This is a genomic window from Nocardioides sp. (genome assembly GCF_036274455.1).
In the GTDB taxonomy this organism is placed as follows: domain Bacteria; phylum Actinomycetota; class Actinomycetes; order Propionibacteriales; family Nocardioidaceae; genus Nocardioides.
Genome location: NZ_DASUFR010000194.1, coordinates 23315 through 35663 on the forward strand (window position 1 = coordinate 23315; position 12349 = coordinate 35663).

15 protein-coding genes are annotated in these 12349 nt (G+C 70.9%); 6 read left to right on the top strand and 9 right to left on the bottom strand.

Annotation, left to right across the window (positions count from 1 at the left end; all coding sequences use genetic code 11):
• Window positions 1-88 precede the first annotated feature (88 nt).
• The 7 genes from VFV89_RS19390 to clpS all read right to left on the bottom strand — a co-directional run bounded on the left by VFV89_RS19390 (window position 89) and on the right by clpS (window position 4546).
• A complete protein-coding gene (locus tag VFV89_RS19390) occupies window positions 89-1054 on the bottom strand; it encodes a PLP-dependent cysteine synthase family protein (RefSeq protein ID WP_329707614.1) in 966 nt (321 codons plus the stop codon).
• Window positions 1054-1326: a MoaD/ThiS family protein gene (locus VFV89_RS19395; RefSeq protein ID WP_329707615.1), complete on the bottom strand. Its 273-nt coding sequence runs from the start codon at window positions 1324-1326 to the stop codon at window positions 1054-1056. The genes VFV89_RS19390 and VFV89_RS19395 overlap by 1 nt, the downstream gene beginning before the upstream one ends.
• Complete coding sequence (locus VFV89_RS19400) at window positions 1326-1769, bottom strand: M67 family metallopeptidase (RefSeq protein ID WP_329707616.1); 444 nt, start codon at window positions 1767-1769, stop codon at window positions 1326-1328. The genes VFV89_RS19395 and VFV89_RS19400 overlap by 1 nt, the downstream gene beginning before the upstream one ends.
• The gene (locus tag VFV89_RS19405; protein WP_329707617.1) at window positions 1763-3037 is read right to left on the bottom strand and encodes an MFS transporter; all 1275 of its coding nucleotides are present in this window, start codon (window positions 3035-3037) and stop codon (window positions 1763-1765) included. Before VFV89_RS19405 ends, VFV89_RS19400 begins: the two co-directional genes overlap by 7 nt.
• A gap of 48 nt (window positions 3038-3085) precedes the next feature.
• Window positions 3086-3589, bottom strand: a complete 504-nt coding sequence (locus VFV89_RS19410) for a MarR family winged helix-turn-helix transcriptional regulator (protein WP_329707618.1) — start codon at window positions 3587-3589, stop codon at window positions 3086-3088.
• A 69-nt stretch (window positions 3590-3658) separates the two neighbouring features.
• Window positions 3659-4246 carry a DUF2017 domain-containing protein gene (locus tag VFV89_RS19415; RefSeq protein ID WP_329707619.1) on the bottom strand — a complete coding sequence of 196 codons (588 nt, stop codon included), beginning with the start codon at window positions 4244-4246 and terminating at the stop codon, window positions 3659-3661.
• Window positions 4247-4249: 3 nt separating this feature from the next.
• Entirely contained in the window at window positions 4250-4546 is a 297-nt protein-coding gene (gene clpS / locus VFV89_RS19420; RefSeq protein ID WP_329707620.1) for an ATP-dependent Clp protease adapter ClpS, read from the bottom strand.
• Window positions 4547-4579: 33 nt separating this feature from the next.
• On the opposite strand from clpS, the gene VFV89_RS19425 reads away from it, so the two are divergent.
• Genes VFV89_RS19425 through VFV89_RS19440 form a run of 4 tightly spaced genes read left to right on the top strand, consistent with a single transcriptional unit; the run spans window position 4580 to window position 7988 of the window.
• On the top strand, window positions 4580-5875 hold the full coding sequence (locus tag VFV89_RS19425; protein ID WP_329707621.1) for a nicotinate phosphoribosyltransferase: 1296 nt from the start codon (window positions 4580-4582) through the stop codon (window positions 5873-5875).
• Complete coding sequence (locus VFV89_RS19430) at window positions 5875-6639, top strand: alpha/beta hydrolase family protein (RefSeq protein WP_329707622.1); 765 nt, start codon at window positions 5875-5877, stop codon at window positions 6637-6639. Before VFV89_RS19425 ends, VFV89_RS19430 begins: the two co-directional genes overlap by 1 nt.
• Before the next feature lie 22 nt (window positions 6640-6661).
• Complete coding sequence (locus tag VFV89_RS19435) at window positions 6662-7219, top strand: nicotinamidase (RefSeq protein WP_329707623.1); 558 nt, start codon at window positions 6662-6664, stop codon at window positions 7217-7219.
• Window positions 7206-7988 carry an enoyl-CoA hydratase-related protein gene (locus VFV89_RS19440; protein ID WP_329707624.1) on the top strand — a complete coding sequence of 261 codons (783 nt, stop codon included), beginning with the start codon at window positions 7206-7208 and terminating at the stop codon, window positions 7986-7988. The genes VFV89_RS19435 and VFV89_RS19440 overlap by 14 nt, the downstream gene beginning before the upstream one ends.
• Before the next feature lie 3 nt (window positions 7989-7991).
• Here the strand turns inward: VFV89_RS19440 and VFV89_RS19445 are convergent, their stop codons facing one another.
• Complete coding sequence (locus VFV89_RS19445; protein ID WP_329707625.1) at window positions 7992-9935, bottom strand: bifunctional metallophosphatase/5'-nucleotidase; 1944 nt, start codon at window positions 9933-9935, stop codon at window positions 7992-7994.
• A 112-nt stretch (window positions 9936-10047) separates the two neighbouring features.
• Window positions 10048-10572: a DUF1697 domain-containing protein gene (locus VFV89_RS19450; protein ID WP_329707626.1), complete on the bottom strand. Its 525-nt coding sequence runs from the start codon at window positions 10570-10572 to the stop codon at window positions 10048-10050.
• Between the two features lie 56 nt (window positions 10573-10628).
• Between VFV89_RS19450 and VFV89_RS19455 the strand changes: the two genes are divergently transcribed.
• Window positions 10629-11096, top strand: coding sequence for a MarR family winged helix-turn-helix transcriptional regulator (locus VFV89_RS19455; protein WP_329707627.1), 468 nt, complete (start codon window positions 10629-10631; stop codon window positions 11094-11096).
• Window positions 11093-12346: an MFS transporter gene (locus VFV89_RS19460; RefSeq protein ID WP_329707628.1), complete on the top strand. Its 1254-nt coding sequence runs from the start codon at window positions 11093-11095 to the stop codon at window positions 12344-12346. The genes VFV89_RS19455 and VFV89_RS19460 overlap by 4 nt, the downstream gene beginning before the upstream one ends.
• The last annotated feature ends 3 nt before the right edge of the window (window positions 12347-12349 follow it).

A 12349-nucleotide genomic window follows, 5' to 3' on the forward strand; every position in this document is an offset into this window, starting at 1 on the left:
CCGGGAGCAGAGCGCAGGCCCGGGGTCGGCCGGCCTGGCCGCCCGGCGAGTCGAGCTGCCCGTGCCGCACCCGACGTCGAGGACCCGTTCACGCCCAGAGCTGCCCCTCCAGGGCCTCCTCGGCCTCGTCGATGGTGCCCTCGTAGGCACCGGTGGAGAGGTACTTCCAGCCGCCGTCGGCCACGATGAGCGCGATGTCGGCGGACTCCCCCGCCTTCACCGCCCTGGCGGCCTGCGCGAGGGCGGCGTGCAGGATCGCGCCGGTCGAGATGCCGGCGAAGATGCCCTCGAGCTCGAGCAGCTCGCGCACCCGGCGTACGGCGTCGCGCGGGCCCACCGAGAACCGTGCGTCGATCAGCTCGGCGTCGTAGAGCTCGGGGACGAAGCCCTCGTCGAGGTTGCGCAGCCCGTAGACGAGCTCGCCGTAGCGCGGCTCGGCGGCCACGATCCGCACGTCGGGCTTGGCCGCACGGAAGAACCTGGCGACACCCATGAGGGTGCCGGTGGTGCCGAGTCCGCCCACGAAGTGGGTGATGCCCGGCAGGTCGGCCAGGATCTCCGGGCCGGTGCCCTGCTCGTGCGCGAGCGCGTTGGCCTCGTTGCCGTACTGGTAGAGCATCACCCAGTCGGGGTGCTCCTCGGCCACCTGCTTGGCCACGCGCACCGCTTCGTTGGAGCCGCCCGCGGCGGGCGAGGTGATGATCTCCGCGCCCCACATGCGCAGCAGCTGGCGACGCTCCTCGGAGGTGTTCTCCGGCATCACGCACACCATCCGGTAGCCCTTGAGCTTGGCCGCCATGGCCAGCGAGATGCCGGTGTTGCCGGACGTCGGCTCCAGGATCGTGCAGCCGGGCCGGAGCCGGCCGTCCTTCTCGGCCTCCTCGACCATCCGCAGCGCCGGGCGGTCCTTGATCGAGCCGGTCGGGTTGCGGTCCTCGAGCTTGGCCCAGAGGCGTACGTCGGCCCTCCCCTGGTCGAACTGGGCAGACAGCCTCGGCAGCCCCACCAACGGCGTACCGCCGACGGAGGCGAGGAGGTTGTCGTAGCGGGCCATCAGCCGCCGGCGACCGCCGGGAGCACGACGACCTGGTCGCCGTCGCTCAGGGTGGCCTCGAGCCCGCCGAGGAAGCGCACGTCCTCGTCGTTGACGTAGACGTTGACGAACCGGCGGAGGTCACCGTTGTCGATGAGCCGGTCCTTGATGCCGGGGTGGTTGGACTCGAGGTCCTCGATGAGCGCGCTGAGGTTGATCCCCTCGCCGTGGACCGACTTCTCACCGTCGGTGTAGGTGCGCAGGATGGTCGGGATGCGGACCTCGATGGCCATCAGGTGGTGCTCCTCCTAGGTAGTTGCTCGACGACGACGACCTCTTCCTCGGTCACCTCGCCGTCGACGATCCGATAACTCCTGAACTCCACAGGGCCGTCGTTGTTCCCGTGCTCGCGTGTGCTGACCAACACATAGTGGGCGTTCGGCTCCATGGCCAGACCGATGTCGGTCCGGCTCGGGTAGGCCTCGGTGGCGGTGTGCGAGTGGTAGACGACCACCGGCTCCTCGTCGTTGGCGTCCATCTCCTTGTAGAGCTGGAGGAGGTCGGTGGAGTCGAACTCGTAGAACGTCGGGCTGCCCGCGGCGTTCACCATCTCGACCAGCCGCTCGGCGCGGTCGCTGCCGGCCGGACCCGCGACGACCCCGCACGCCTCGTCGGGATGGTCCCGCTTCGCGTGCGCGACGATCGCGTCGTAGGTCGCCCGGTCGAGTGTCAGCACCCTTCAAGGGTATGGGTGGCGACCCGTCCGGCCGGGTGCGGCCCGGCGACCGGACAGCGGCGTCCAGCCGCGGCTCCGGCGAGGTAGACGGCCACGAGCGCCCCCAGGACCAGCGCTCCGGCAGCGAGGAGGAACCCGGCCGCCCGGCCCTCGCCAGCAGCGACGGTGGCGACCACCGCGAGCCCGACCACCCCGCCGGCCTGCTGGGTGGTGTTGACGAACCCGGACGCGGCCCCGGCGTCGCGTGAGGGCGCCGCTGCCATCGCCAGCGCCGTGACCTGAGGCATGGCCAGGCCGAAGCCCGCGCCCATCACGACGAACCCCGGCACGACATGCACCGCGAAGCTCCCGTGGTCGGGGAGCGCGGCCATCAGCAGCATCCCGGCCATGAAGAGCACCAGCCCCGCGACCATCACCTGCTCCTGCCCGAACCGTGCCGCCAGACGGGCGCTGACGCCCAGCGAGCTCACCGCGATCGCAAGGGTGACGGGAAGGTAGGCCAGGCCGGTGCGCAGCGCGTCGAGGCCGAGGCTGTCCTGGAGGTAGAGCGCGGTGAGGAACTGGAAGGAGAAGCCGGCCACGGTCATCGTGAACAGCACGAGGTTGGGGAGCAGGAAGGCCCGGTCGGACACCAGGCTGCGGGGCACCAGGGCCCGGCTCCGAGACAGGCCGCGGCGCAGCCCGGGGACGTCGGGCGTCTCGTCCAGCACGGCGTGGGCCGCGAACAGCACGGCGAGCCCGATGGGGACGTTGACCCAGAACACCCAGCGCCACGACGCGAGATCGGTGAGCAGCCCACCCGAGAGGACGCCGATCGAGGCCCCGGCCGACCCCACGAACGCGACGAGCGCGAACGCCCGTGCCCTGGCCCGGGCGTCGTCATAGAGCGCCGCGATCATGCCGAGCACGACCGCGGAGGTGAGCGCGCCGCCCACGCCTTGGGCGACGCGCGCGACGACGAGCACGGCCGGCCCGGTGGCGAGGCCGGCCGCGGCGGTGGCCGCGGTGAAGACGACCAGCCCGGTCACGAAGACCCGTCGGCTGCCGACCAGGTCGCCGAGCCGACCGGACGGCAGCAGGAGCAGCGCGAACGGCACGAAGAACCCGTTCACCACCCAGGCCAGTCCCGCGTCACTGAAGCCGAGGTCGTCGCGGATCGTCGGCAGTGCGACGTTCACGATCGTGCCGTCCAGGATCACCATCAGCTGGGTGGCGAGCAGTACCCACATGGCCCAGCGGTGGCTGCCGGTGCGTGCGTCGGTCCTCATGGATAGGACCGTATCAAATAGTTTTGTATAAGACGATCTTGTATTGAACTATCCCGTAGGAGACTGTCTCCGCCGGACCTCCTTGCGCCGGGCCGCCCGGACGTGGGACGGCGACGCCAGCGGACCGCCGTCCTCGACCAGCCCCTGGAGACCGCGGACGAAGCTCTCCATCCCCTTGGCGCCGAGCGCTCGCAAGGTCTCGAGGGTGACCCGGTCGTAGGCGCGCTGCGCCTCGGCGTAGGCCCCGCTGCCGCGCGGCGTCACCGCCACCACCCGGGCGCGCCGGTCGATGTCGGAGACGCGGCGCTCGACGAGGCCGCGCTCCTCGAGCCGGTCGAGGGTGAGCACCAGCGTGCTCTTGTCCAGCCCCGCCAGCTCGGCGACCTCCTGCTGGGTGCGCTCGGCCTCCTCGGCCTTCCAGAGCACGCAGTACTCGCGGACGGTGAGCCCGTGCTCGGCGAGCGCCTCGGCCAGGTGCGCCTCGAAGGCGTAGGCAGCCTGGTTGAGCAGGAACGAGAGGTCGAGCCGAGTCTCGTCGGGCGGTTCCTCCATGGCTCCAGAATAGTTCGATACGAGATCGTCTCGTATCGGACTATCTGCGGGACTGTGGAGAACGCCGGCTCAGCGCGAGGCGAGTGCCTGGACCAGGGTCTCCTGGAGGAAGCCGACCCACTCATAGATCTCGTGCGCCTGCGCCCGCGGGTCGTCGTCGGGCAGCGAGTGCCAGTAGGCCTCGTCACCCTCCTCGACGCCGAGCCGGGTGGCCAGCGCCAGCCGCAGGTCGGTGAACGAGCGCATCCAGACCTCGGCTGTCGGCTCGTCGAGCTCGACGTCGATGACGAGCCCGTCCTCGGTGAGCTCGGGCGGCAGCCCGGCCTCCTCGAGACCGTCGATGATCGTGATGGCGGCGTTCGCCTTGCCGTCGCGAAGCGTCCCCTCGGTGAACCGCCGGAACTCGGCGGCCGCGTCCTCGTCCTTCGGGTAGGCCGTGGGGAAGAGCCGGGCCAGCACCGGGTCCTCAGGCTCGGTGGTCGGCCCGGAGAAGTCCATCATCGCCTCCAGCGGGTCGGCGTCGTCGCGCGGGACCGCGGCCTCGTTGCGCAGCAGCTCGACGAGCTGCGCGGCCAGCGAGCGCAGCAGGTCCGCCTCGAAGCCGCTGAACGTGGCGATGAGGTGCTTGCTCCGGCGGTGGCGAGTGAAGCCGCTCAAGGATCAGCTCTGCTTGTCCAGCGTCGCCCACAGGCCGTACTCATGCATCGCCTGCACGTCCCGCTCCATCTCCTCGCGGCTGCCGCTGCTGACGACGGACTTGCCGTCCTCGTGCACCTCGAGCATCAGCTTCTCGGCCTTCTTCTTCTCATACCCGAAGTACTTCTGGAACACGTAGGTGACGTAGGACATCAGGTTGACCGGGTCGTTCCAGACGATCGTGACCCAGGGCACCGCCAGCACGGTGATCTCGTCGGGCGTGCTGGTCGGCTCGACCTCGACGGGGGAAGCGGCGGACACGTTCCCATGGTGCCACGGTCCTAGGGTGGCTCCGTGGCATCGACGTCGACTGCCCTGCTGACCGACCACTACGAGCTGACGATGCTCCAGGCCGCGCTGGCCGGAGGTACGGCGCACCGCCGCTCCGTCTTCGAGCTGTTCGGCCGCCGGCTGCCCGAAGGCCGGCGCTACGGCGTCGTGGCCGGCGTGGGGAGAGCCCTCGACGCGATCGAGGCCTTCAGCTTCGACGACGACGTGCTGGCGGCGCTCGACGGCGTGGTCGACGCCCCGACGCTCGAGTGGCTGTCGGGCTACCGGTTCTCCGGCAACGTCTGGGGCTACCCCGAGGGCGAGGCGTACTTCGCGCACTCACCCCTGGTGATCGTCGAGGCGAGCTTCGCCGAGGCGGTGGTGCTGGAGACGGTCCTGCTCTCGATCTACAACCACGATTCGGCCATCGCCTCGGCGGCGTCCCGGATGACCTTCGCGGCCGGGGGGCGACCGTGCATCGAGATGGGCTCGCGGCGCACCCACGAGAAGGCGGCCGTCGCCGCAGCGAGGGCGGCGTACGTCGCCGGGTTCGACACGACCTCGAACCTCGCTGCCCGCGACCGCTACGGAGTCCCGACGGCCGGCACCAGCGCGCACTCGTTCACGCTGCTGCACGACACCGAGGAGGAGGCCTTCCGTGCGCAGGTGACCTCGCTCGGCACCGGCACGACGCTGCTGGTCGACACCTACGACGTCACCGAGGCAGTCCGGCTCGGCGTCGAGGTCGCGGGGACCGGGCTGGGCGCCGTCCGCCTCGACTCCGGCGACCTGGCCGTGCTGGCCGAGCAGGTGCGCGCCCAGCTCGACGAGCTCGGCGCCACGGGCACCCACATCGTGGTGACCAGCGACCTCGACGAGTACGCCATCGCCGCGCTCGCCGCGGCGCCGGTCGACGCCTACGGCGTCGGCACCCAGCTGGTCACCGGCAGCGGCCACCCCACCTGCGGGTTCGTCTACAAGCTGGTCGCTCGTGAGAACGACGACGGTGTCCTGCAGTCGGTGGCCAAGAAGAGCGTGGACAAGATCTCGGTCGGCGGCCGCAAGTACGCCCTGCGCCGGCTCACCCGGGGCGTCGCGCAGGCCGAGGTGGTCGGCATCGGCACACCGGCCGCGAACGATGGCGACGACCGGGAGCTGCTCGTGCCGCTGGTCCGCGACGGTGAGGTCGTGGGCCGTGAGCCGCTGGAGGCCGCCCGCGAGCGCCATCGGCGCAGCCGCGCCGAGCTGCCGCCGGCCGCGCAGCAGATGTCGCGCGGAGAGCCGGTGATCCCCACCGTGTTCGAGGGCGACGCGCACTGATGGCGCTCATCTCGTGCGAGCTGTTCTCCGAGTCGCTGATGCGCGCCACCACGATCACCGTCATCCTCCCCCAGGCCACCGAGCAGCAGATCGGCCTGATCGACCAACCGCTCGACGGGCCGCCCCCGGTGCTCTACCTGCTCCACGGGCTCTCCGACGACCACACCGCCTGGCAGCGCTACACCTCGGTCGAGCGGTACGCCGTGGCCCGCGGCCTGGCCGTGGTCATGCCGGCGGTCGACCGGAGCTTCTACGCCAACGAGGCGCAGGGCCACCGCTACTGGGACTGGGTGTCGGAGGAGCTGCCCCGGCTCGTCGGACAGTTCTTCAACGTCTCGCAGACGCCGGAGGACACCTTCGTCGCCGGGCTGTCCATGGGCGGCTACGGCGCGCTCAAGCACGCGTTCACCCATCCCGAGCGGTACGCCGCCGTGGCCACGCTGTCCGGCGTCGCCCGGATCCAGGCGCTGGGCGACGACCTCCCCCGGCCCGAGGTCGTCCAGCGCGTCTTCGGCGGCGAGATCACCCCGGCCGACGACGTGCTCGCCCTGCTCGAGGCAGCGAAGGGGCCGCTGCCGAAGCTCTATGTCGGCTGCGGCAACGGTGAGGAGCTGCTGCTGCCGCAGAACCAGGCGCTGGTGGCGGCCGCCGAGGCCAAGGGCATGGACGTGACCGTCGACTTCCGGCCCGGCACCCACGAGTGGACGCTGTGGGACGCGCAGATCCAGGACGTGATCCGGTGGCTGCCGGTCAGGATCGACTAGCACAGGTCACTATGGTCGGAGCGTGAAGAGCGCACTGATCGTCGTCGACGTGCAGAACGACTTCTGCGAGGGCGGCTCGCTGCCGGTGACCGGCGGCGCCCAGGTGGCGTGCGACATCGCCACCCTGCTGCGCGACGGGTCGGCGTACGACCACGTGGTCGCCACCAAGGACCACCACGTCGACCCCGGTGACCACTGGTCCAAGCAGCCCGACTTCGTGGACTCCTGGCCGGTGCACTGCCGGGTCGGGACGGAGGGTGAGGCGTTCCACCCCAACCTCGACCCGCAGCCGTTCGACGCGATCTTCCTCAAGGGGGAGCACCAGGCGGCCTACTCCGGCTTCGAGGGCGCCCACGAGGGCCAGCCGCTCGCCGACTGGCTGCGAGCCCACGAGGTCACCCGCGTCGACATCTGCGGCCTGGCGACCGACCACTGCGTCCGGGCCACGGCCCTGGACGCCGCGCGGGAGGGGTTCGAGACGGCCGTGCTGCTGGACCTCTGCGCGGGGGTCGCCCCCGAGACCACCGAGGCCGCGCTGTCCGCGATGCGCGAGGCGGGCGTGACCCTTGCCGGAGACTGACGACCTGCTGGTCGAGCTCCGCGACGACGGCGCGCTCTGGCTCACCTTCAACCGGCCCGAGGTGCTCAACGCCTTCAGCGAGGAGCTGTTCGTGGCCCTGGCCGAACGGCTCGAGGACGCCGCGTCCGACGACGCCGTGCGCGTGGTCGTGCTGACCGGCGCCGGCCGGGCGTTCAGCGCGGGCGCCGACATCTCGGGGCCAACCGCCCCGGAGCGGTTCGACGTTCGCATCCTCGATGCCGCGAACCGGGTCATCCGCGCGGTGACCAACTGCCCCCGGCCGGTGGTGGCCGCGGTCAACGGCGTCGCTGCCGGCGTCGGCTGCTCCACGGCCCTGGCCGCCGACATCGTCGTGGCCTCGGAGTCCGCGAGCTTCCTGCTCGCCTTCGCCCGGATCGGCCTGATGCCGGACGGCGGCAGCTCGGCGACCGTGGCCGCCGCGATCGGCCGGGCCCGGGCGATGCGGATGGCGCTGCTGGCCGAGCCGCTCACCGCGCGCGAGGCCCACGACGCCGGGCTGGTCAGCCACCTGTCGACAGTCGAGGAATTTCCGACCCTCGTGGACACGATCGTCCGGCGGTTGGCCCGGGGCGCTCCCCTCGCCCAGGCCGCGACCAAGAAGGCCGTCAACGCCGCGACGCTCGCGCAGCTCGAGCCGGTGCTCGAGCGCGAGCGCACCGACCAGACCGCACTGCTGCGGACCGACGACGCCGCCGAGGGGATGCGCGCGTTCAACGAGCAGCGATCCCCCCGGTTCAGGGGCCGGTGACGGTCAGCTGATGACCACCGGGGCGTCGTTGTAGACGAGCTTCCAGTCCACGCTCGCGAAGGTGGCCGGGTCGATCGTGTGGTTGGCCGTCACCCAGTCGATGAGCAGCTGCCGGATCTCCACCTGGGCGTTGTAGACCACGGGTGCGGTCTTGACCGCGGGGAAGCCGCCACCACCAGACTGCCGGTAGTTGTTGACCGCCAGCACGAACTGCGCGGCCGGGTCGACGTCCACGCCGTCGTACTGCAGGTGCAGGATCCGGCTGCCGACGTCCTGCCCGACGTCGATCACGTAGGTCAGGTGCTTGTCGAGCCCCCGGATCGAGTCGAAGTTGTAGTCCGGGATGCCCGTGGGCGCCTGCGGCGTGGTCGCGTTGGTGAGCTGGTCGACGGTGTAGGGGCCGCCGCCGCTCTGCTTCTTGAAGTACGCCGCCGACCACTCGAGGTAGGCCTTGACGTCGGCGCCGGTGATCCGCACCCCGAGCAGGGTGTTGTCGTAGATGTAGAGGCCGGCGACGTCGCGGACGCTCACCTGCCCCTGCGGGAACGACGCCGCGCGGTTGAACGGCGCCGCCTCGGACAGCACCGGCAGCGCGGCGTCCGGCCCGGTCAGCGCGGCCTTCACCGCGCCGGCCTGCACGTACTGGATGAAGTCGATGATCGGCACGTCCTCCACGACCGAGCGGGCCGCTGACATCGCGCTCGTCGAGGTGCCGATCGGCGCGTTGACGTAGGCGACCACCTTGTCGTGCCGGCCGCGGATCGCCTTGGCGACCTTGCCGTTCTCCTTGGCGACGTTGGAGTTGAGCAGGTGGCTGCGGGCGCGGACGAGGCGCCAGCTCTTCTTGCGGGCGTGGTACTCGACGGTGAGGTTCATGACCGCCAGCCGCATGCCCCAGTAGTAGGGCTCGCAGAGCAGCACCTGCTTGCCGGTCTTGGCGTTGGTGACGAACCGCTCCGGGATCTCCTGGTGCGCGTGCCCGACCAGGATCGCGTCGATGTCGGGGACCTGCTCGGCCACCAGTGACGAGGCGTTCTCGGGGTAGGGCAGTGCGTCGCCGTAGGACGACGAGGTGTCCATCCCGGAGTGGGCCGAGACGATGACCAGGTCGCAGCCCTTCTTCTTCATCTCGGGCACGAACACCTTCGCCTGCTCCACGAGACCGTTGAAGGTCATCTTCCCGCTGACGTTGGCCTTGTCCCAGATCGCGACGCCGGGGGTGACCAGGCCCAGGATGCCGACCTTGATGGTGTGGCCCTTGGCCCTGACCTTCTTGATGACGTAGGGCCGGAACACCGGCCGGCCGGTGGCCGGATCGAGCACGTTGGCACCGAGCAGCGGGTGGTCCAGCTGCGACTCCCACGTGCGCAGGGTGTCGATGCCGTAGTTGAACTCGTGGTTGCCGAGCGCCGCCGCGTCGTACTTCATCAGGTTCATCGCCGTCGCCATCGGGTGCTCGCCACCCTTGGTGATCGGCGCGATCCGCGCGTAGTAGTAGGCCAGCGGCGTCCCCTGGATGGTGTCGCCGGCGTCGAGCAGCAGCGAGGGCCGCTTCTTCTTGCGCAGCTCCTTGCGGGCGGCCTTGACCAGGGTGGCGACCTTGGCGATGCCGATGTCGTTGTGCTTCGCGTCGTCGTAGGGGGCGTTCTTGTAGTAGTCCCAGTTGAAGACGTTGCCGTGCAGGTCGGTGGTGCCGAGGACGGTCAGCCGGACGCGGGTGCGCTTGCGCTGGCCGTGGTGGTCGGGGCGCTCGACGTCGTCGTCGGCGAGCGCCGGCGCCGCCCAGCCCGCCGCCACGAGCGCGGCGGCGCCGGTGAGCACGCCACGCCGGCCGGGCAGCGCGGCGCCGGCAGCCTCGATGTCGGGGTGCGGCCGGCCGAGCCCGGGCGGGCAGCAGTGCGGGTCGTGGTCGACGGGACGGCGGAACGGGTCCTGGGCCGAAGGCATGGCGTGCTCCCGAGAGTGTGAAGGTGACGAGGGACCGTCCGGTGTCCCCGAGCGGCTCGTCGTTCCTATCACCCCGACGCGGGGGCCACTTCACCCAGGTGGGCGACGACCCTCAGCACCACTTCTCGGCCAGCGCCTGGATCACCGTGAGGTTGCGGTTGGTCGCGACGCCGAGGTACTTCTCGACGGCCGCGTTGGTGAGCCGGGCCTCGTGGTAGTTGGCGCCGAGCAGCAGGTGGACGGCCCGGCCGCCGACCTTGGCGACCTCGTCGGCCGTGCTGGCGTCCTCCAGCCGCTTCACGTCCGCCGCGCTGGGCGCCTCCTTGAGCAGCGAGACGTAGTGCCGGCCGCTGTGACCGAAGGAGGCCGCGTGCTCGGCGATCTCGCGCAGCTCCTTCTGGGTGAACACGATCGTCGGGACCTCGAACCCCGCCCCGGCCTCGAACGCCTCCTCCAGCGCCCGTTCGATCCTGGCCCGCGACCGCATGGTCGTGTCGAAGCGGACGTTGCCGGTGTTGATGTACGTCGCCACGTCGGTGAAGCCCGCCGCCTCGACGGCCCGCACGATCGAGGCCTTGGCGAACTTCCGCGTGGGACCGAGGTTGATCGCGCGCAGGAAGCCGATGTAGGTCGCCACGACTCCGATCCTGCCAAAGGCTGGAGATTCATAGGTTGCCTATGTATAGTCGTGGAGTGCCCATCCCCCTCGACGACGGAGATGACATCGCGCTCGCCGGCGACCTGGTCACCCAGGCCGCCCGGCTGGTCCGGGCCATGCGCCGGCGCCACGAGCTTCCGGCCGCGATCCGGGTGCTCTCGGTGCTCGACGAGCAGGGGCCGCTGTCGGTGACCCAGCTCGCGGCGGCGTACTCGTGCTCCCAGCCGACGATGACCGGCCTGGTCAACCAGCTCCTGCAGCACGGCTGGGCCACCAAGGGACCGCACCCTGACGACACCCGCGCCACGCTCGTCACGCCGACCCCGGCCGGCACCGCCGAGCTGGCCCGCGTGCGCCGCCTCAACGGCGAGGCGGTCGCCGCCCTCGTCGCACGGCACCCGACCCTCACCGCAGCAGAGCTCCGCACCGCCGTCACCGTGCTGCGCGCCCTGCTTGCTGACGACACCAGCACCAGCACAGAAACCGGAGATCGCACCTCGTGACATCCACCCCCGCTCCCTCCCCTGACACCGCTTCCCCCTCCGAGAGCTTCCTCCGCCAGCCTCGCGCGGTCTGGGCCGTTGCCTTCGCGTGCGTCATCGCGTTCATGGGCATCGGCCTGGTCGACCCCATCCTCAAGCCGATCGCCGACCAGCTCGACGCCACGCCGAGCCAGGTGTCGCTGCTCTTCACCAGCTACATGGCGGTGATGGGCGTGGCGATGCTCGTGACCGGCGTGGTCTCCACCCGGATCGGCGCCAAGCGCACGCTGATGCTCGGCCTGGCGCTGATCATCGTCTTCTCCGCGCTGGCCGGGCTGTCGAGCACGATCGGCGCCATCGTCGGCTTCCGGGCGGGCTGGGGGCTCGGCAACGCGCTGTTCATCGCGACCGCGCTGGCCACGATCGTCATGTCGGCCCGCGGCTCGACAGCGCAGGCGATCATCCTCTTCGAGGCGGCGCTGGGCCTCGGCATCGCGGCCGGTCCCCTGCTCGGCGGCGAGCTCGGCTCGATCAGCTGGCGAGCGCCGTTCCTCGGCGTGTCGGTGCTGATGACGATCGCCCTCGTGGCCACGGCGGTCCTGCTGCCGCGCACTCCGGTCACCACCCGGCGCACATCGCTGGCCGACCCGTTCCGAGCGTTGCGCTACCCGGGGCTGCTGACCATCGCCCTGACCGCGCTGTTCTACAACATGGGCTTCTTCACCCTGCTCGCGTTCACCCCGTTCCCGCTGGACATGACGGCCCACCAGGTCGGGCTGGTCTTCTTCGGCTGGGGCGTGCTGCTCGCGATCACCTCGGTGTGGGTTGCTCCGATCCTGCAGCGCCGGTTCGGCTCGATCCCGACCGTGCTCGTCAGCCTGGTCCTGTTCGGCCTCGACCTCGCCGCGATGGCGATCTGGACCGACCACAAGCAGGTGCTGGTGGTCGGCGTGATCGTGGCCGGCGCCTTCCTCGGCGTCAACAACACCGTGATCACCGAGGCCGTCATGGGCGCCGCGCCGGTCGAGCGGCCGGTCGCGTCGTCGGCGTACTCCTTCGTCCGCTTCTCCGGCGGCGCGATCGCGCCCTGGGCGGCCGGCAAGCTCGGCGAGAACGTCAGCGTGCACGCCCCGTTCTGGATGGGCGCGGCGGCCGTGGCCGTCGCGGTCGTCATCCTGGCGACGGGCCGACGTCACCTCGAGCGCACCCAGACCCCCGCCGCGCACTCGCGGGCAGAGGGTGAGCTCGTCGCGGTCGCCGACGCGGGGTAGCGC

What these genes read in the sequence shown, in the direction of transcription:
- VFV89_RS19410 (WP_329707618.1), bottom strand. Translation starts at nt 3,589, where the DNA reads ATGGAGGAACCGCCCGACGAGACTCGGCTCGACCTCTCGTTCCTGCTC.
- VFV89_RS19405 (WP_329707617.1), bottom strand. Translation starts at nt 3,037, where the DNA reads ATGAGGACCGACGCACGCACCGGCAGCCACCGCTGGGCCATGTGGGTA.
- VFV89_RS19390 (WP_329707614.1), bottom strand. Translation starts at nt 1,054, where the DNA reads ATGGCCCGCTACGACAACCTCCTCGCCTCCGTCGGCGGTACGCCGTTG.
- VFV89_RS19430 (WP_329707622.1), top strand. Translation starts at nt 5,875, where the DNA reads ATGGCGCTCATCTCGTGCGAGCTGTTCTCCGAGTCGCTGATGCGCGCC.
- VFV89_RS19395 (WP_329707615.1), bottom strand. Translation starts at nt 1,326, where the DNA reads ATGGCCATCGAGGTCCGCATCCCGACCATCCTGCGCACCTACACCGAC.
- VFV89_RS19445 (WP_329707625.1), bottom strand. Translation starts at nt 9,935, where the DNA reads ATGCCTTCGGCCCAGGACCCGTTCCGCCGTCCCGTCGACCACGACCCG.